The organism is Motilimonas pumila, from assembly GCF_003596335.1.
Classification (GTDB): Bacteria; Pseudomonadota; Gammaproteobacteria; order Enterobacterales; family CBDFNC01; genus Motilimonas; species Motilimonas pumila.
Genome location: NZ_QZCH01000023.1, coordinates 38807 through 56558, shown reverse-complemented (window position 1 = coordinate 56558; position 17752 = coordinate 38807). Strand labels below are relative to the sequence as shown.

The window sequence follows — 17752 nt, the reverse complement described above, 5'->3', positions numbered from 1 at the left end:
TGTGAGAATCTGAACATGTATAACCTATCAGGAACTGATAACGTATTGATTGCGACCCTGATGCTTAGCTTGGTACAAGGCTTTATCGGCGCGCTCTATCAAACACTCAATGGTATCATCTAATGTCGGTCGCATCACCGCGAGACCGATACTAAAGGTCAACTGTTCAGATACCTGGCTATGGCGATGAGCAATATTTGCCTGTTGTAGCGCAGTCATCAGCTTTTGCGCCAATTGCTCTGCACCTGCTTCGTCTGACAAAGGCATCACGACCGCAAACTCTTCACCACCAAAACGTGCGACCAAATCGGTATCGCGAATAGGGATATTCACCATCAATTGTGCCACTTGCTTAAGGCATTGATCGCCTTCTAAGTGGCCATAGAAGTCATTAAAGTCTTTGAAGTAATCGATGTCTATCATCAACAAGGCTAAGCTCTGCTCTGCCCGCTGAACTATACTCCACTTCTTTCTTAAGAAATTATCAAAGCAACGGCGGTTGGCAATATTAGTCAACGGGTCTTTATCACTGAGCATTTTAAGCAGGTCGCCGCGGCGCTTAAGTTCTAAATGGTTATGTACCCGCGCCCGGATGATCGGACAGCTAAAAGGCTTGGTAATGTAATCGATAGCACCGACCTTAAGGCCCTGCTCTTCGTCCGTTTCGGTATCTTTGGCAGTTATAAACACCACTGGAATGTCTTGCGTTGCAGGGTTATTTTTCAGCTCTCGACAAACTTGATAACCGTCCATTTCTGGCATCATTACATCAAGAAGAATCAGGTCTGGATGAGGAGCGGTGAAGGCGCGTTTTAACGCTTGTTGGCCGCTTTTGGCCACGAGGGTGTGATATTTATCTTTCAGCAACTCAACCAAAATGGCGAGGTTTACCTTTTCGTCATCAACAATCAGAATGCGACTTTTTTGTTCTTCCATTAGTGCTCTCCAGGCCAAACGTAGCACCGTCGCTCACTAACTCTCTAGCCAGCCGGCTTAGACAAAACGAATGAGTTGTTGCTTCAGTTGTTGCCACTGTTTAGAAGTGTGGGCTAAAAATAGTGGAATGCCAATTTGGCAACTGAGGCGATAGAGTTGTGAATCACGCTTGAGATGACAGGCTTGAGCGCACTGGCAGAAGTATTGTTCGTTCAGAGCTTCGTGACTATGCCACCAAACCACAGGCGCCACTTCGTAGCGATATATGTCGTCTAGCTCGTTGATACTGAAACCACTGTCCAACAAACAATCGAGCATATGATCTTGTTCTGCAACAGAAAAGGAAGCCTTGTGCCACAGTTGTAACATGACTAACCAAACTGAATGTCGACGCTCTGTTTCTTGTAACACTAGTAAAAACCCTATACCAAAGTATTAAAGTCATCATAACGACAGTTCTAACTTCATAATAGGAGCTAATTCAACTATTTGACAAAAATTAGCAAACATCACAAAAATTTCACTTGTTATTAATATAGTCATCTCAGCGCGTGTTTACACCGAAATACCTTGTAGTGCTAGCCCATGCTGAGAATTTTATCGATGTCAGAAAAAACGCAGCTCACAAATTTGCCATTTTCATGCCTTTTTATTGCAACAAAAACTCCCAACCCAAGGCCGAGACAGGTAGCATTAAGCGGACTAAAAAAACATGACATAGATTTCACCGTTAGACTGAGCACAAACAAGTAAAATAAGGGACCGGATTGTCCGGATGTCACCCTCAAGGATGCCGCGTTGCTAAAAAATCGTTTTCCATTACAGCTTAAGTACAATATTACCTTGCTAAGTTTGACGGTTGTATTGTGCATTGTGTTTATTGCGATTTTTATCAATATCAGCAACGAAATGACCAAGCAGTTTAATCAAGCTGCGCAGCAACAGGTCGCCGATACCTTGATCTCGCAAGTGCGCCACCAAGGTCGTATTACCAGCGAGATCCTCGCCACTCAACTCAGCGAAAACAGCCAAATTGGCCAGCTCAGCAGCTTGCTAAAACTGGCAGACCTAGTCGATCAAGGTTTGCTCAGCTATACCTTTATCTACGATGAAAACAAAAAGCTCGTCGGCCCCTATCAGCAGCAACCCTGGCCAGTTGGCGTGCCTAAAATGCAGTATCAAACCGAACTCATTAAAGACGGTATCGTGAATATTTTTTACCCTATTAAAAGTGCTGATGGTGAAATTAATCACATGCTGCTGCTGGGCTTACCTTTTGATAAAAACCAAGACACTGCGGTACTGAAAAGTAACTTGACCGGCAGTCTCGAAGACAGTTCAACCCTGTTTTTGATTCAAGTGATCTTGGCTTCTTTAGTGGCGACCTTGTTAGCCCTAATGGTCAGTAACGTGATTTCGAACAGCTTCGCTCGGCCTATTCGCCAATTGGCTACTCGCAGCCAACGCCTAGGTGAAGGCGAATACGACATTAACTTAGCCATGACTCGCCAAGATGAAGTGGGCGACCTATCCCGCGCGCTGCAAGGAATGCGGGACAACCTGCTACACAATTACCAACAAATGACCCAGCTAGCCTGGTTTGATGCCTTAACCGGATTATACAATCGAGAAGGCATCATCCAGCAGTCAACAGCCCTGCTTAGTCAAGCACAAAACCAACAAGTTAGCATGGCTGCCATTGACTTAGACGGCTTTAAAAAGATCAACGATGCATTAGGCTACCAAGAAGGTGATGAAACCTTAAAAGCCTTTGCTGTGCGGTTATCGAAAGTGGTCACTAAAATTTCTCATAATGCCCTGGTCGCTAGACTCAGTGCCGATGAGTTTGTAGTGATCTTCTGCAATGAAATTGCCGAAAAACAAAGTATAGCTTTGGCAGACCAATTACTTTTACTCAGCCAACATGCCTTGTCTACCAAGCAAAACGCTCATCAGATTAGCCTCAATATCGGCATTGCAAATAGCCCACTGCACGGCAATGATTTCCACAGCTTATTAAAATCTGCCAACATCGCGGTACACGCGGCCAAAAACCACGGCGTTAACTCCTATAAAATTTATAACCCAAATGAATCTCAAGCGGAGTGGGATCCTGAAGCTATTCGCATAGCTTTGTCTAAAGCGATTAAAGCCGAAGAGCCTTATGTGCTTTATCAGGGGGTATTTGATCAACAACACCAATTGATTGGTGCAGAAGCCTTAGTGCGCTGGAATCACCCTAAACTGGGCGCGGTTTCTCCGGGGAAATTTATTCCTATCGCAGAGCAGTTTCCCAGCTTGATAGAAGAGTTGACCTTCTACGTGATAGAACGCAGCTGCCAAGCTTTTACAGCCAATTTGCAGGACAGTCGAGAGCAGTTCAAAGTATCGATTAACATTTCTGCGAGTTTGTTGAATAACCCCGAATTAGCAGAGTCGCTGTTGTATTGCTTAAGTGAATACGACATTAGCCCTACCCGTTTTATTCTTGAGGTTACTGAAACCAAGCTATTAACCGACATCGATTTCTGTTGTCAGCAACTAGAAAAACTACGCCGCGCTGGCTTTACGCTATGGATTGATGACTTTGGTACGGGTTACTCATCTTTGAGTTACCTGCACAAATTGCCGGTACACGGCTTAAAGATTGACCGCAGCTTTGTTGATGGCATTGATGTTTCGATGCAAAATCAGGCCTTGATTAAAGCCATCTTAGATGTGTCTAATACCTTTAATATCACGACCCTCGCCGAAGGTGTAGAAACAGCTGAACAACAAGATATGTTGATTGACCTCGGTTGTGACCTCTTACAAGGTTTCTACTTACACAAACCCGCTAACGAGCGCAACGTCAAAGAATTCTTACACCAAAGCAAACTCAATCAAAAACGCCGCATGACTAACCCTCATTAGAGGTTAACCTTACGGCCGTTTGTAACTTCATCTGAATTTAACGAATCGCGTAATGGTTTTGTGCTTTACGCTGCTTTTTGATACTGCGCCGATGCAGCCATTGGCTCACCAGCACCAAAGCAACCCCTCCGACCACAAGCGTTGCCAGGTTGTCCCCTGTAAATACTTCACCCAGCCCTTGCCATGCTTGTTCTGGGTTTAGCCAAAGCATCAGTGCATATAATAAAGCCACCAGGGCCAAGGTCTGTAATAGGCGCAGCAGTCTACGGTAGAGGCGTACAGATGAGCTTACACTGAGTTGATATTGCAGTTTACGTACCTGACACGAGGCCTCAACTACCGACATATCGTAAGTATCCATTAAATGTTGTTGCGCTTGTAATGGCTTACTCTGTTGTAAATACTCAAGTAGGAGTGGATCTCTTTTTATCTTATCGTCCATTTTTTTTCTTTGACCTTCCCGATCAAAGTCCCTGTTTTTTATTTTGAGTGGCTTTTGTCTACAAATTAGCCGCTGAACCATAATGCAAAATCCAAAATGAAACAGGGAAGTGCTTAACAAAAAAGCAGTTTCATCTAAAAAAAAGAAATAAAACATCAACTAAGTTATACCCTTAGCTCATATCTTCAGCAACTTGGCTTATCCCTTGATTGTGCTAGCGTGCTGGCAGGTTTACACTAGCGCCGAAATTCGCGAACGAGGAACATTGTTTATGTGGTTGCCTGCCCTGATCAGTCTGTTGGTATTAGCCCTTTCTTCACTTAGCTATGTACTGGGTTATGATTGGTTCAATTTATTACCAGCCAATGACACCCTTGGCACTATTATCAGTTCAGTGAGCTTTACCGGCTCGATTCATGGCGTTTTTATCAGTTTAATCGTATTGGCAATTCATTCTGCGACCACCGCACGTCAATGCTGGCGTCACTTGTTGTGTATTCTCCCCGTATTATCCGTGGCCATTTTATTGGCGTGGGGCCTTAAAAACCTGATTGCAGAGCCCAGACCGAATGTAGCAATGTTGCAACAAGCTGGCTTATTAAGCCAAGATTATTATCAACAAGATCATGATGATAAAATCAGCACCATGGAAGCAGCACTGAGCCAAGCACTCACAGTGCCTGAGTTTGTGAAGCGAGATTGGGTCATGGAAACGGGTTATGCCATGCCTTCTATTCATACCGTAATTGCTTTGACGCTAGGGCTCTACTTCTTCGCAATTTTTCGTCGTGATCAACGTCATCGTACTGCATGGGCGTTGTTGTGTTGGGCTTACATCGTATGTTACAGCCGTCTGCTGCTCAACGTTCATCGCCCCGAAGACCTGATCGTAGGCGCAGTAATAGCCAGCTTAGCAGCAGCAATGGGCTTTAAAATACTGCAAAATAAAGAGCATAAGGACCAACTGCGAATCAAAGCCAGAGCTGAAAAGCTGGCCGAGGCGCATCGTTCTACCGGGGTTACTCGCGACTAATATATCTGCAAGAGCGGCACCATAAACGGCGCAGTTCTTGCTGTAAATCAAACCCCACTTTGGTTATATAGGCACAATAAGCGCTCTTCAAATTTGACTCTTTAGGAAACCGCATGAGCGCAGTTAATTTGCAAACTTCCGTGGCCGGCGTCGCCTTATCTTCATACCTTATGAACGCTTCTGGCCCAAAATGTACCACCGCCGAAGAGCTTAATATTATCGGCCACAGCCAAGCCGCTGCCATTGTCACCAAATCATGTACCTTTGAAGCGCGCCAAGGCAATCCAGAGCCCAGATACCGCGATTTACCCTTGGGCTCAATTCAATCGATGGGCCTACCAAACCTTGGCTACCAAGCCTATCTAGACATGGTGCCAAGCCTAAAAGCTATGGGCAAACCGGTAGTGATCAGTATTTCAGGGTTCAGCATTGCCGAAAACCGTACCATGGTAACGGCTTTCCAACAGTCTGATGCTGACTTACTCGAAGTTAACTTTTCTTGCCCTAACATTCCTGGCAAGCCGCAAATCGCTTACGACTTTGAACAAACCGAAGCCGCGCTGTCACAGCTTTGCCAGCTAGGCGATAAACCCATTGGCATTAAGCTGGCGCCATATTTTGATATGTCACACTTTGAGTCCATGGCTGCCATCATTAAACGCTACCCAGTCAAATTCATAACTTGCGTAAACTCTATCGGCAACACCTTGGTGATCGACCCTGAAACCGAGAGCCCAGTCATCAAACCGAAAGGCGGTTACGGCGGCCTCTGCGGCGACTATATTAAGCCAATTGGTCTGGCGAACGTACGCGCGTTTCGCCAACTACTTGGTGATGATATGGGCATCATAGGCGTAGGCGGTATCAAAACGGGCAGCGATGCGTTTGAGTATTTGTTAGCCGGTGCCGATGCGGTGCAAATCGCGACCTGCTTTGAGAAAGAGGGGCCAAGCTGCTTTCAACGCATCGAGCAAGAGCTATCGGACTTTATGGCGAAAAAAGGCTATCAACAGCTGAGTGATGCCAAAGGTAAACTTAAAGCACTGTAGGTAGAACTAATGAGATAGGTTGATCAGCTGCACAGACTCAAGACTGATCAATCTATTTGCTGTTATCTGACTCACAAAGACATCAAATTAAGCTCAAAAGCGCCAAGGAAACATCATAGAGTTATTGAGGTTATACATAACTATAAAAGATTCTATGATCATTCTCGTGTCGAAATACAAGCTGTTAGCATTTTATTTTTTTAAATATTTAATTTGTAGCTTGTTAGGAATTGCTAGCTTTACCGTACCGTCAGTACTTGCGAACCATCATGATGCCTTTTGGCCATTACAAGAATATTGGCAGCAATATCCCCAGCAGCAGAAATTAAGCCAAGCTTTCGCTGAACGCGTCAGGCTGCAAAGCCAACCTTTCGTTCACAGCCAAGATATTCCAGTTAAAATTTTTGTTATTTATCCTGGTAAGCAAATTTCAGACTATTGGCGCCGCAGTATTGAGTCTTTCACCGCTCGCTTGAAAGAGGCAGGTATCAAATATCACCTTCAAGCTCATCATACCAAGCCGGCTTCCGCGTTAGAGCAGCAACAAAGGCTGCTACAAAAAGCCCACAGGTTTCAGCCTGACTACATCATTTTCACGTTAGATGCGAAGCAACACGGCACGTTAATAGAGCGGATTTTGCAGCTGAACACCACCAAGCTGATTTTGCAGAACATCACCACACCCGTAAAAACTTGGCCACGACAGCCGTTTTTATACGTTGGTTTTGACCACGCGACCGGCACACAATTATTAGCTAACTACTATCAGGCTCGGACCGACTTTAACGATCAATTTGCCACCGTGATGTGGTCGCCTGGTTACATCAGTGATGCTCGTGGTCATTACTTTAATAAAGTGATGCAGCAGCAAAGCGACTTAACCCTCACTGACAGCTATTACACCAAAGCCTCACGTCGCTCAGCATACAAAAGTGCCAAACAAATTTTAATCCGCCATCCTAAAGTGAAGTTCATCTACGCCAGCGCCACTGACGTTGCTTTTGGCGTATTAGACGCCATCAAAGAGCAAAACCGCCAAGGCGAAGTCATGTTGAATGGTTGGGGAGGGGGAGAGTCTGAATTACAGGCATTATTGGCGGGCGAAATAGACGTCACCGTAATGCGCATGAACGACGACAATGGCGTGGCCATGGCGGATGCCATTCAGCTCGATTTAGAGGGCCAAGGGGCGCTAGTACCGCAAATTTATTCGGGGGATTTTGTGGTGGTCGACAAACACATAAGCCGGGTGGAGTTGGAGCAACTTAAAGCCAGAGCTTTTCGCTACTCGCAGTAGAGCACGAGTTCATTTAAGTTTTTTTAGCATGCTGCGAAACGCGCAAGCGAGATAAGCAATTACGTTGGCACCCAAAAATAATAAGATTAGCCAGAGCATGGGCCAAATGTCGTCAACATTGACCTTGAGCAACGCGCTGACCGATTCAACTTGAAGCTGCGACCAAGTCAGCCAGCACAAAGCCAGAAAACCGAACAGCGCGATGGCGAGCAATATTGTGGCGACAGACTCACCAAGCATGATGAGTCCAAGCTTCAATAGTCGAAACGTCAGCTTCTTAGCGTCACCAAGCGTTGTACTACGAACGGTGAAGGCCTAAGCAGGCACAGCGTTTTGACGTAACCAAGTCACGGTCTCAGCTGAAATAGTGAAGGCGTTTTCTCCAAAAGGCAGAATAAGCTCAACCCCTGCAGGCAAGCGCTGAATAAGCTCACCGCCCTGTACTTGGGTCACTTCAGAGCTAAACAAAGCAACGTCGGCTTTATCTTCAGAGACCAACAAGCTTTTTACGTTCTCATTCACCTTGGAAGGCGCTAACGCTAACGTAAACTGTTGGCCTGTAGCTGTATTCACCTTGTTAAGCGGCACATGAAACAAGGTATTAAGAAAAATAGGCCACAGCGTATCTTGGCTGCTTGGCGCGTTTTCTAAGCCTGCCAATAGGGTACGTAATGGAGTTTGAATCGCTTGTGTCATAATCATATCCTTATATTTATGACGAAGAAGATGCCCTAGTTTGCCCGATAATCTTATCTGATAACAGTCACAGGCGCTTATTCGCTTCACAGAAGCCATAAAATAAGCATTTCATTTTAGTCACCAATACGCCAAGATAAAATAAACTGCGCTGCGAATAGCTTTATGAATATCACCTTAAAACAATTGCGTATCTTTGCCACCCTCGCCCGCACGGCTCATATAGGTCAAGCCGCAGACAGCTTGTTTTTAACCAAACCCGCAGTCAGCATGGCATTAAAAGAGTTGGAAAAGCAGCTCCAAGTAGATTTGTTCGAACGGCTTCCCAATAGCCTTAAACTCAATGCTAATGGTGAGCGTTTATTGCCCTTGGCCGATGAGTTACTCAGTCGCAGTAATGAAATTGAAACCTTATTTGAAGCTGAACACCTCAGCGGTGAGCTAGCCATAGGTTGTAGCAAAACCATTGGCAACCATTTAATGCCTAAGATCCTCGCGACTTTTCGCCAAACCACAGGGCATACCCGCCAGCAACTCAATATCCTCAATAGCCGTGACGTCTGTAAACTGGTGGCCAGTTATGAGCTCGACTTAGGCTTAATCGAAGCCAGCGTATGCTTACCGGGGCAAAGCCTTGAGCTTTTAAGGCAAGATAAAATGGTGATCATTGCTGCGCCTGATCATCCCCTAAGCCAACAAAATCAACTGGCCATTGCCGCATTAGATCAGCAAAACTGGGTACTGCGAGAAGATGGCTCTGGTAGCCGAGCGCTATTTCAACAAGCCGTTAGCCCGCATTTAACTTTATGGCAAATTACCTTAGAGCTGAATGAACCGGAAGCCATCATTAACAGTGTGGCAGCAGGACTCGGCTTGTCCTGCTTATCCGAATTAGCGGCTAATGACGCTATTTCAAGTGGGAAAGTGGCGGTACTCGATATGGCCGCGCCATTATATCGGCCCTTTTATCTAGTCTATCAGGATAAAAAACACCAAAGCCCGTTGTTTCAAGCTTTTGTCGACCACTGTAAACAAGTGGCCAATGATGATTGTCGTTCAACTAGGGTTGATTCAACTCACTCATGATACGAGCAGCAAAACCCCGTTGGTGTTTAATTTGATCCCATAAGTAATGACCAGCTACGTACAATACCACTGCCGTCGCAATCATCAGCTCCACTTGCCCTATTTGATACAACACTTGGCTAACACCTTGGCCTTGAGGCAAGGTTTGCAAATAATCAGACAACTTCAACAACGCCGTAGCACCAATGACCGTGGGGAAAGTAAACGCCGCGTAACCAGGGCTAAATGGCAGTCGGAGTAAACTAAAAAAGGCCAAATAAAGTAATGCTGTCATCGCTAACGCCAATGGTAATAAGAGGTATAACACGGCAGGGTTAGGTTGTTCTATGATGCTCAAGTAACCCGCTAGCGCCAAGCTTGCAGGCGCAGCCATGATGGCAAAAGTAGGTTTAGCCGCAGTGGGCAAACTGCCGCAGCACAGCAATCGATACACCATCAAGGGCAATAACACCGCATAACACGCCAAACCAAAATACAACAACCCTGTCGCCAACGGCTGAAACTGAGGTTGTGGACAAGTTAAAGCGGCGACAATAATGCCCACCGGAGGCACAAACCAGCTTGGCACCATGTCTGCCATCTTAAATTGGCGGCTACGATGGTAACTAAACAGCACTAAAAAGGTTAAGTGTAACACCACGGCAAATAACCATAACGCATTGGCTAAGCCTGCTTGGCGACTCGCGAGGGTGCTCGCGACAACCATGGTAGCCATGGCAAACGTAGGAACTACACTGCCCACCACAGGGTGAGCCAAATCTTCAAGCAGGTGTTTAGGGTGTGATAGAAATTTGGCGACCAACATCAAGAGTAATGCGCTGGCGACCAAGCTGCAGCCCATTTGAAAACCTTGAACGGGCATCACGTGATCCCAACCCCAACCTAAACTCGCGATTGCTAACGCTAAGCCGGCCATTGGCGTGTGAATCATTTGTGTGCGCAGTTTGATGTGTTTCATGTATAAGCCTCCTAAACAATGACGCCATTCTAACGGGCCGATACAAAAAATAATATTTGAACGTTTTTACCACCTCGTTCAATTTTTATTAACACTTATTCAAAACTACATACTGTATTGCCGCTCCACTTTAGCAATGCGTAAAGTAAAGCTTTGATACCAGCGCTCTCGGCCCATTTTTTGTGCCACCAAGTGTTCACTGTTTGCTTTCCAAGCTTTGATTGCCGTTAAGTCGCGCCAGTAAGACACTGTGATCCCCACTTCCCCTCGCGCCGACTCCACGCCGAGAAAGCCGTCTTGTTGATGGGCAAGCTGCACCATGCGATCTGCCATCTCACCATAACCTTGGTCGTCGGGTGACAATAAAGAAGTGAATATTACGCTGTAATAAGGAGGTGCAGGGGTGGTTACGATCAAACTCATGCTTCATTCCTTGGTTGTTGAACGCCACGGAGCCGCAGCGTTAGGCCATCAAATAAGCGCTTAGCTCAACTCATTGGCTTTACGGTATGGGCCTTCATAATCAAAAATCTTGTCACTAATACGCCAAAAATGCTTGTGCTTTTTGGCAACCACAAAATCCGGTTTTACAAAGTGCTCAGCAAACTGCAACGCAACGGCCAGTTGTTCAATTCTTGCCGGTTTATTTGCACAGCAGAGGCGCTTACCAAAGTCTCTATTAAATACTTGCACCTGCCCCGAGTGCTTAAAGTCAAACCGCTCGGTTAACTCGGTGCCGTCTTCATCCACATAACGAATCAGTAGTTTGCCCTGTTGCTCACTTAAAACCATGCCCGCGCATCGGATCACCATTGCGTCTTTTAACTTTAACGCAGCTTTCAACTTATCATCAGGATCCGCTAAGACTTGGCCACACTCATGACACTGACGAGCAGCGATGTCATTTTCTGCATTACATTGCGGACAACTTTTAAATCGAAAACGATAGTCACAAGCCATCGGCGTTTCACCTTCCATTTCAAAAAGGCCTTGGCAACGACGTCCAAAATGTTCCGTCACTTTGCCAGAGTTATCGGTACGCCCCCAAAAGATGTTACCAAAGCCACAAGCAGGGCACAGCACCTGCACAGGCTCAGTATCACTGGCAGGCTTAGGTTCGCCTACCTCAGGATAAAATAAATCAAATTGGTTGCCAGCGTAATCAATCACCAAGCAATCCGTTTTATCTGGCGCTAAACGCAGGCCTCGACCAATAATTTGCTGATATAAACTGACCGAAGCGGTTGGTCGTAGAATGGCAATGAAGTCGACATGAGGCGCGTCAAATCCTGTGGTTAATACGGCTACGTTAACCAAAAACTTAATTTCTTGCTGCTTAAACTGCTGGATGATGGCATCACGTTCTCCTAGGGGCGTGTCCCCCGTGATCAACGCGCAACTTTGACCGGCTAGGTAACCCAGTAACTCACGGGCATGGGCAACCGTTGCGGCAAAAATCATCACGCCTTTACGGGGTTGAGCTTGCTGCAGAATATGCTCAATGATACTCAAGCTCGCCCGCTGCTGCTGGCGCAGTAAAGTATTGACCTCATCACGTTTGTACTCGCCGTTACGCGTAGCGCACAGGCTTGAAAAATCATACATGGCAATACTGGCGTCGATGCATTGCGGTGGCGTGAGGTAACCGTGCTTAATCATGTAGCGTAAGGGAAGCTCATAAATGCAGTGTTTGAACACACGTGCTTCATAACTTCGAACAATACCATGATGATGATATTGATAAATCCACCCCACTCCCATGCGATAAGGCGTAGCGGTCAAGCCCAGCACTTTTAATCGTGGATTAAACTGCTGTAACTGAGCGATAACCTGCTGATATTGACTGTCACTGTCGTCAGACACGCGATGACATTCGTCTATTATCAGCAAGGAATAGTGCTGGCTAAAGGCAGCCAGGTTTCGAGAGACAGACTGCACGCTGGCAAAAGTCACTTGATGCTGGGTATTTTTTTGCTTTAAGCCGGCAGAAAAAATGCCTGCGGTTAAACCATAACTTTGGTATTTATCATGGTTTTGCTCCACCAACTCTTTAACGTGGGCCAGTACCAGCACCCTTTTTTTCGCTAGACTTGCGAGCTCAGCGATCACTAGGCTCTTTCCTGCTCCGGTGGGCAATACAATCACTGCGGGAGCATCACTGCCACGAAAGTGGGTTAAGGTGGCATCGACCGCAGCTTGCTGATAGTTACGTAATTGGTAAACCGACATGGCACCGCCTGACATTCTGGAGAGGGCATATTCTACCCTATCCCTTTCAAGCTGTGCCACGTTGACATTCGGGACTACTGAAATCGATATTAGGGACGGTTCGTCCCCAAAATACATTTATGCAGCAACTTGCTGTGCTAACTGCTGCTGATTCACCGCATTCAAAATTGCGTTCAAACTTGCCGTCATGGTGTCTTGGTGCTGTGCAATACCAAGAATTCGCTGCTCATTCACTTTCGCCAATACATACGTCACTGCCTCTGAGTCAGTGCCTTTGCTTAAGGCATGTTCCGCAAAGTCGAGCACTTCTATGCTTAGCCCACTGTGCTGCTGCAGAGCATTCACAAAGGCTGCCAAAGCACCAGCACCTATGCCTTCCACCGTAACGGTTTGCTGTTGTAGCAACAAACTGGCTTTCACATGATCGGTTTGCTTACGAGTGACTTGGTACTCCGCTAATTGATAAGGCCCCTCAAGTTGTATGTAGGTGGTTTTAAACAATTGACTAATCTGCTCTGGGCTAACCTCTGCGCCAGTTTGCTCCGCAGTCTGCTGCACCGTTTGACTAAACTCGATCTGGGCCCACCGCGGCAATTGCACGCCAAGTTCTCGCTCCAGGATCCAAGCGATCCCCCCTTTGCCTGACTGGCTATTAATGCGAATCACTTCTTGGTAATCACGGCCTAAATCACGAGGGTCGATAGGCAAATAAGCCACGTTCCAAATATCGTCATCTTGGCGTCTTGCTAAACATTTCTTGATGGCGTCTTGATGGCTGCCAGAAAACGCCGTGAACACCAATTCACCGGCGTACGGATGCCGAGGGTGCACAGGTAGCTGAGTACAAGCTTTTACCACCTGTACGACTTCGTCGATGTTAGAAAAGTCCAATTCAGGGTCAATACCTTGGCTGTATAAGTTCATCGCCATGGTGACGATATCCATATTGCCGGTGCGCTCGCCATTACCCAACAAGGTGCCTTCTACTCGGTCTGCTCCGGCCATCACCCCCAACTCGGCAGCAGCCACCCCACAACCGCGATCGTTATGAGTGTGCAAGCTAATGATGATGCTCTCGCGCTGCTGAATATGGTTACCAAACCATTCTATTTGGTCGGCGTAAACGTTCGGCGTCGCCATTTCTACTGTTGCCGGTAAATTCACAATCATCTTATGCTCCGGCGTAGGTTGCCAGGTTGCGACAACTGCATCGCAAACCTCCACTGCGAACTCAAGTTCAGTGCCGGTGAAGCTTTCCGGAGAATACTGCAACGTCCACTCGGTCTGCGGGTATTTTTTCGTTAATGCTTTAACGCACTCGGTGCCTTTTACTGCAATGTCGATAATACCGGCTTGATCCAATTGAAAGACTTGTTCACGCTGCACCGTTGAGGTCGAATTATACAAGTGCACAACGGCTTTTTTGGCTCCCACCAATGCTTCGAACGTACGTTCAATCAAAGCCGGTCGCGCCTGAGTTAACACTTGAATGGTGACGTCCTCTGGGATCTGGTCTTGCTCAATCAACCATCGAACAAAATCAAAGTCAGGCTGTGACGCAGCTGGAAAGCCCACCTCAATTTCTTTAAAACCGACTTTAACAAGCTGCCCCCACAACTGCTTTTTCTGCTCAACCGTCATCGGGTCGATCAGGGCTTGATTACCATCTCGTAAATCAACGCTACACCATGCAGGGGCAGCAGTAATTACTTGGTCTGGCCATTGCCTGTTGGGCATGGCTATTGGCTGAAAAGCGCGGTATTTGTGATGGTTAAATGACGACATGGCATCCTCTAAGCTAATCTATCTGGGCATAACGCCAGTATAACCAGCCCAAAGCGCAATAACTTTGCGAAGGTAGCTTTATTTGACAATCTTTTAACATTAAAAAACAATATAAGTAAAAATCTAGCAATAATAGCCCTTAAAAACTCCGGGTATTGCAATTCCCCATCCTAATATCGCGTAATTTTGGCCGCGCAAGTTCAGGCAGCAATGAAATGGTCAACAGCAATCTGTCTCGACAGCAACTTGCTCCCTTTTAGATAACAAGCGCACTGAGTACTGCAGCCGACTGGCAAGGCTATACTTAAAATATGTCGAGCGAAACGGCGGTTTTAGCCATAAACAATGCGCTAAAAGCGCCCTCATAAGTGCCATGCTAGTAATCTTTAAGAGTGTTAGCTGAATAAAAAACAATCGTAAGTTATTGAAATATATATACTGTCATGTAAATGTCAGGAGGATGTCGTCACTGACGCCCAGAGCTAACGAGTATGCTAGGTCTAAACAACAGCTAAGGAAGTGATAATGATTGTTAGGAAACTCAGGTTACAACGCGGTTGGTCACAGCAGCAATTATCGCAAATGAGTGGATTAAGTGTTCGAACCATTCAGCGAATTGAGCAAGGTCAAACAGCTGGCTTAGAGTCATTAAAATCATTGGCGGCTGTGTTTGAAATTCACGTCTCAGACCTACAAACGGAGCCCGATATGAAAACTGACGTTAATATTACCGAAGAAGAAGCCACCGCCATTGAACAAGTGCGAGCCATTAAAGGCTTTTATTCCAACTTAATCACCTACCTGGCAGTGATTGGCTTTTTGTTTGCACTCAATTATTTCCTCGATCCCAGTTATATTTGGGCATGGTGGCCAGCATTAGGTTGGGGCATCGGCATTGTTTTTCATGGCATCAGTGCATTTGAAGTATTCAATCTATTTGGCCCTGAATGGGAGAAAAAGCAAATCGAAAAGCGCTTAGGAAGGAAGCTATAACCCCCTTTTCTATTTATGTTTTTCATATTCAGCCCCCTTATATGGGTATTCCTAGATAGCCGATTTTGAGGTTTGTTTTATAGTTAAAACATCCACATGATTAGGGGCTGATATGGCACACATTATCTTTACTGCAGATTATGACAAAAAGTCACACATCAAACACAATGTGAAAAAAGAAATTATACTTGATCATACTGACGCTAAATCTCACAGTTTTAATGCCAGCGCAAGCCATGCAAACCAGGTAATATTTACGCCAATATGGGAAGAAACTAAAAACCAACCCATTTAACAAAAATTAAATAATTGTGAGATCTCGCTGGTAATTAACCGAAAAATAAATAAACAATATCTAAAATCGACAAAAACGAGATCGTTGCAATTGGGACGCTTACAGATCGTTTGGTTTGTCAGTATAATGATGCTGGCACTGCCAAGTTGGGCGAATAAACAAACCACTATTTATGTCGGCGGCTATCATTTTTCCCCTTACGTAAATGTGAAAAGCTATGGCGACTACTCCGGCTTAAGCATCGACTTGATTGCCGCGCTTAATCGTGTGCAAAACAAATACCATTTCGTTTTTGTTTCTACTTCTGCCTCCCATCGTCATGCGGCGTATGCCCGAGGTCGCTTTCAAATGATGCTATTTGAAGACTTGTCGTGGGGCTGGCAAAACTTCGACGTCAAGGCCGTGCCACTTAATTTTGACGACGGCGAAGTCTACATTACTCAAAACGTGCCCGATCGTGGTCAAAGTTACTTTGATAATATTGATGGTAAAACCTTAACCTTGGTGGCCGGTTACCATTATCAGTTAGTCAATTTTGAAACAGATAAAGCATCCTTAGATCAACAATATCAAACGGTATTTGTGAATAATAACCAAGCCAGCATTGCCGCGATCACCCGTCAGCGCGCCGACATTGCGCCAATCACATGGTCATACCTGCAGTATCACCTCAAGTTATGGCCAGAGAAACGCAAGCAGCTGTTAATCTCTCAGAAATGGGATCAGAAATATCGCCACATGGCGATATTACACCCCAATGCTAAAATTACTGCCGAAGAATTAAACGATTACCTAAATACCTTGCGCGAGTCCGGTAGGTTTGCAGAGCTTGCTCACCACTATGGCATCACCTTATTAGATCATAACTATGGCCTAATCTCGGAATAAAGTTGCCAAGCTGCGACCGTTGCCTTACATTCGCTCGCACAAGGAGGCCTCATGCGCTTAGACAAATTTATCTGTGAAACCAAAAACCTTACCCGAGCAGAAGCCAAACGCTGCATCAAGGTGGGCATGGTCAAAATTAACCAACAATTAGTGACACAAGCTGCCACTAAGGTGGCCAGCAGCGACGAGGTGATGTTTAACGATCAAGTCGTTAGCTTGATTGGGCCTCAGTATATTGTGTTACACAAGCCGGCCGGTTATGTCTGCTCTACGCAAGATGAAGAATACCCCTGCGTAATGCGATTGATTCACTCACCCCATGCCCATAAGCTACATATCGCCGGGCGCTTAGACGTTGATACCACAGGTCTGGTATTACTGACCGACGATGGCCAATGGTCACATAAGGTTACGTCTCCTAAACACGCGTGTGAAAAAGTCTATCAAGTCACACTCGCCGAGCCCATTGCAGCAGAAGCGGTAGAGCAATTTGCTGAGGGCATTATGCTACGTAACGAGCATAAAGCGACGCTACCGGCACAATTGGTTATCCATGAGCCATTATCCGTAACCGTGACCTTAAGTGAAGGTAAATATCATCAGGTAAAACGTATGTTTGCAGCGATAGGTAATAAGGTGGTGGGATTGCATCGAGCAAATGTTGGCAGCATTAGTCTGCAAGGTTTGGCAGAGCAAGAATGGCGCTATTTAACGGCTGACGAAGTGGCCAGCTTTACATAAAAGTACAGGCATTCAAAACGATAAAGGTGGTCATAGTGCCACCTTTATTGGTTACCCTACGAATCTGCATCAAGATAACCCGTGCTCAAGTTCGGGCCATAATTAAACTTCACCCGCGTATCGTCGTATAACATGGTTTCCACTTTGGCGAGAAACTCGGTCGCCGCTTGATGTGGGCGATATTTACAGATCAGCTCTATCGCCATACGCATTCCTTGAGCTTCCGGTTCGGCTTGGTAAACCTCTCCGGTTTTAATAAAGTCTAGGTACTTATTTATCTTGCATTGCAATGCGAACAGGTGCACATCTTCATCATCCCAAGGCAAGGTATCTAATATGGTTAGCACCAAGGTTTCGTTCGCTTGGTCGATGCTAATCAAGTCTATCTGGTCTATTTGCTCTATGCTCATG

Annotated in this window: 19 protein-coding genes; 9 read left to right on the top strand and 10 right to left on the bottom strand. The window is 45.8% G+C overall.

The window, feature by feature from the left end:
• Nucleotides 1-27: 27 nt before the first annotated feature.
• Together D1Z90_RS15755 and D1Z90_RS15750 are read right to left on the bottom strand one after the other, a co-directional pair.
• On the bottom strand, nt 28-936 hold the full coding sequence (locus tag D1Z90_RS15755; RefSeq protein WP_119911749.1) for a diguanylate cyclase domain-containing protein: 909 nt from the start codon (nt 934-936) through the stop codon (nt 28-30).
• A 57-nt stretch (nt 937-993) separates the two neighbouring features.
• Nucleotides 994-1347, bottom strand: coding sequence for a DUF7079 family protein (locus D1Z90_RS15750; protein ID WP_119911748.1), 354 nt, complete (start codon nt 1345-1347; stop codon nt 994-996).
• A gap of 387 nt (nt 1348-1734) precedes the next feature.
• On the opposite strand from D1Z90_RS15750, the gene D1Z90_RS15745 reads away from it, so the two are divergent.
• The gene (locus tag D1Z90_RS15745) at nt 1735-3849 is read left to right on the top strand and encodes a bifunctional diguanylate cyclase/phosphodiesterase (RefSeq protein WP_119911747.1); all 2115 of its coding nucleotides are present in this window, start codon (nt 1735-1737) and stop codon (nt 3847-3849) included.
• 37 nt (nt 3850-3886) lie between these two features.
• On the opposite strand, the gene D1Z90_RS15740 is transcribed toward D1Z90_RS15745, so the two are convergent.
• Nucleotides 3887-4291, bottom strand: coding sequence for a hypothetical protein (locus tag D1Z90_RS15740; protein ID WP_147378781.1), 405 nt, complete (start codon nt 4289-4291; stop codon nt 3887-3889).
• 271 nt (nt 4292-4562) lie between these two features.
• On the opposite strand from D1Z90_RS15740, the gene D1Z90_RS15735 reads away from it, so the two are divergent.
• The 3 genes from D1Z90_RS15735 to D1Z90_RS15725 all read left to right on the top strand — a co-directional run bounded on the left by D1Z90_RS15735 (nt 4563) and on the right by D1Z90_RS15725 (nt 7670).
• On the top strand, nt 4563-5324 hold the full coding sequence (locus D1Z90_RS15735; RefSeq protein WP_119911745.1) for a phosphatase PAP2 family protein: 762 nt from the start codon (nt 4563-4565) through the stop codon (nt 5322-5324).
• Nucleotides 5325-5437: 113 nt separating this feature from the next.
• The gene (locus D1Z90_RS15730) at nt 5438-6373 is read left to right on the top strand and encodes a dihydroorotate oxidase (protein ID WP_119911744.1); all 936 of its coding nucleotides are present in this window, start codon (nt 5438-5440) and stop codon (nt 6371-6373) included.
• A gap of 154 nt (nt 6374-6527) precedes the next feature.
• The gene (locus tag D1Z90_RS15725; RefSeq protein WP_119911743.1) at nt 6528-7670 is read left to right on the top strand and encodes a substrate-binding domain-containing protein; all 1143 of its coding nucleotides are present in this window, start codon (nt 6528-6530) and stop codon (nt 7668-7670) included.
• Between the two features lie 9 nt (nt 7671-7679).
• On the opposite strand, the gene D1Z90_RS15720 is transcribed toward D1Z90_RS15725, so the two are convergent.
• Nucleotides 7680-7910: a hypothetical protein gene (locus D1Z90_RS15720; protein WP_119911742.1), complete on the bottom strand. Its 231-nt coding sequence runs from the start codon at nt 7908-7910 to the stop codon at nt 7680-7682.
• Between the two features lie 75 nt (nt 7911-7985).
• A complete protein-coding gene (locus tag D1Z90_RS15715; RefSeq protein ID WP_119911741.1) occupies nt 7986-8366 on the bottom strand; it encodes a hypothetical protein in 381 nt (126 codons plus the stop codon).
• A 165-nt stretch (nt 8367-8531) separates the two neighbouring features.
• Between D1Z90_RS15715 and D1Z90_RS15710 the strand changes: the two genes are divergently transcribed.
• Entirely contained in the window at nt 8532-9452 is a 921-nt protein-coding gene (locus D1Z90_RS15710; RefSeq protein ID WP_119911740.1) for a LysR substrate-binding domain-containing protein, read from the top strand.
• Here the strand turns inward: D1Z90_RS15710 and D1Z90_RS15705 are convergent.
• From D1Z90_RS15705 to leuA, 4 genes are all read right to left on the bottom strand, one after another.
• Nucleotides 9427-10410: a TDT family transporter gene (locus tag D1Z90_RS15705; RefSeq protein WP_119911739.1), complete on the bottom strand. Its 984-nt coding sequence runs from the start codon at nt 10408-10410 to the stop codon at nt 9427-9429. The genes D1Z90_RS15710 and D1Z90_RS15705 overlap by 26 nt on opposite strands.
• A 105-nt stretch (nt 10411-10515) precedes the next feature.
• Complete coding sequence (locus tag D1Z90_RS15700; protein WP_119911738.1) at nt 10516-10833, bottom strand: antibiotic biosynthesis monooxygenase family protein; 318 nt, start codon at nt 10831-10833, stop codon at nt 10516-10518.
• A 60-nt stretch (nt 10834-10893) separates the two neighbouring features.
• Nucleotides 10894-12639 (bottom strand): DNA repair helicase RadD, encoded by a 1746-nt coding sequence (gene radD / locus D1Z90_RS15695; protein WP_119911765.1) that lies wholly within the window; start codon nt 12637-12639, stop codon nt 10894-10896.
• A gap of 117 nt (nt 12640-12756) precedes the next feature.
• Nucleotides 12757-14424 (bottom strand): 2-isopropylmalate synthase, encoded by a 1668-nt coding sequence (gene leuA, locus D1Z90_RS15690; RefSeq protein WP_119911737.1) that lies wholly within the window; start codon nt 14422-14424, stop codon nt 12757-12759.
• Between the two features lie 525 nt (nt 14425-14949).
• Between leuA and D1Z90_RS15685 the strand changes: the two genes are divergently transcribed.
• The 4 genes from D1Z90_RS15685 to rsuA all read left to right on the top strand — a co-directional run bounded on the left by D1Z90_RS15685 (nt 14950) and on the right by rsuA (nt 17341).
• Entirely contained in the window at nt 14950-15417 is a 468-nt protein-coding gene (locus D1Z90_RS15685; protein WP_119911736.1) for a 2TM domain-containing protein, read from the top strand.
• Between the two features lie 112 nt (nt 15418-15529).
• Entirely contained in the window at nt 15530-15712 is a 183-nt protein-coding gene (locus D1Z90_RS15680) for a hypothetical protein (RefSeq protein WP_119911735.1), read from the top strand.
• A gap of 126 nt (nt 15713-15838) precedes the next feature.
• Complete coding sequence (locus D1Z90_RS15675) at nt 15839-16600, top strand: transporter substrate-binding domain-containing protein (protein WP_119911734.1); 762 nt, start codon at nt 15839-15841, stop codon at nt 16598-16600.
• A gap of 51 nt (nt 16601-16651) precedes the next feature.
• The gene (gene rsuA / locus D1Z90_RS15670) at nt 16652-17341 is read left to right on the top strand and encodes a 16S rRNA pseudouridine(516) synthase RsuA (RefSeq protein WP_119911733.1); all 690 of its coding nucleotides are present in this window, start codon (nt 16652-16654) and stop codon (nt 17339-17341) included.
• A gap of 56 nt (nt 17342-17397) precedes the next feature.
• Here rsuA and D1Z90_RS15665 read toward each other — a convergent pair whose 3' ends face one another.
• Nucleotides 17398-17751 carry a DUF6572 domain-containing protein gene (locus D1Z90_RS15665; RefSeq protein WP_198419225.1) on the bottom strand — a complete coding sequence of 118 codons (354 nt, stop codon included), beginning with the start codon at nt 17749-17751 and terminating at the stop codon, nt 17398-17400.
• Nucleotide 17752: the final 1 nt, after the last annotated feature.

Coding starts and splice junctions, on each gene's coding strand:
- D1Z90_RS15715 (WP_119911741.1), bottom strand. CDS start 8,366: ATGACACAAGCGATTCAAACTCCATTACGTACCCTATTGGCAGGCTTA.
- D1Z90_RS15675 (WP_119911734.1), top strand. CDS start 15,839: ATGATGCTGGCACTGCCAAGTTGGGCGAATAAACAAACCACTATTTAT.
- D1Z90_RS15665 (WP_198419225.1), bottom strand. CDS start 17,751: ATGAGCATAGAGCAAATAGACCAGATAGACTTGATTAGCATCGACCAA.
- radD (WP_119911765.1), bottom strand. CDS start 12,639: ATGTCGGTTTACCAATTACGTAACTATCAGCAAGCTGCGGTCGATGCC.
- D1Z90_RS15685 (WP_119911736.1), top strand. CDS start 14,950: ATGATTGTTAGGAAACTCAGGTTACAACGCGGTTGGTCACAGCAGCAA.
- D1Z90_RS15680 (WP_119911735.1), top strand. CDS start 15,530: ATGGCACACATTATCTTTACTGCAGATTATGACAAAAAGTCACACATC.
- D1Z90_RS15705 (WP_119911739.1), bottom strand. CDS start 10,410: ATGAAACACATCAAACTGCGCACACAAATGATTCACACGCCAATGGCC.
- D1Z90_RS15755 (WP_119911749.1), bottom strand. CDS start 936: ATGGAAGAACAAAAAAGTCGCATTCTGATTGTTGATGACGAAAAGGTA.
- D1Z90_RS15720 (WP_119911742.1), bottom strand. CDS start 7,910: ATGCTTGGTGAGTCTGTCGCCACAATATTGCTCGCCATCGCGCTGTTC.
- D1Z90_RS15710 (WP_119911740.1), top strand. CDS start 8,532: ATGAATATCACCTTAAAACAATTGCGTATCTTTGCCACCCTCGCCCGC.
- D1Z90_RS15740 (WP_147378781.1), bottom strand. CDS start 4,291: ATGGACGATAAGATAAAAAGAGATCCACTCCTACTTGAGTATTTACAA.
- D1Z90_RS15725 (WP_119911743.1), top strand. CDS start 6,528: ATGATCATTCTCGTGTCGAAATACAAGCTGTTAGCATTTTATTTTTTT.
- D1Z90_RS15735 (WP_119911745.1), top strand. CDS start 4,563: ATGTGGTTGCCTGCCCTGATCAGTCTGTTGGTATTAGCCCTTTCTTCA.
- rsuA (WP_119911733.1), top strand. CDS start 16,652: ATGCGCTTAGACAAATTTATCTGTGAAACCAAAAACCTTACCCGAGCA.
- D1Z90_RS15730 (WP_119911744.1), top strand. CDS start 5,438: ATGAGCGCAGTTAATTTGCAAACTTCCGTGGCCGGCGTCGCCTTATCT.
- leuA (WP_119911737.1), bottom strand. CDS start 14,424: ATGTCGTCATTTAACCATCACAAATACCGCGCTTTTCAGCCAATAGCC.
- D1Z90_RS15700 (WP_119911738.1), bottom strand. CDS start 10,833: ATGAGTTTGATCGTAACCACCCCTGCACCTCCTTATTACAGCGTAATA.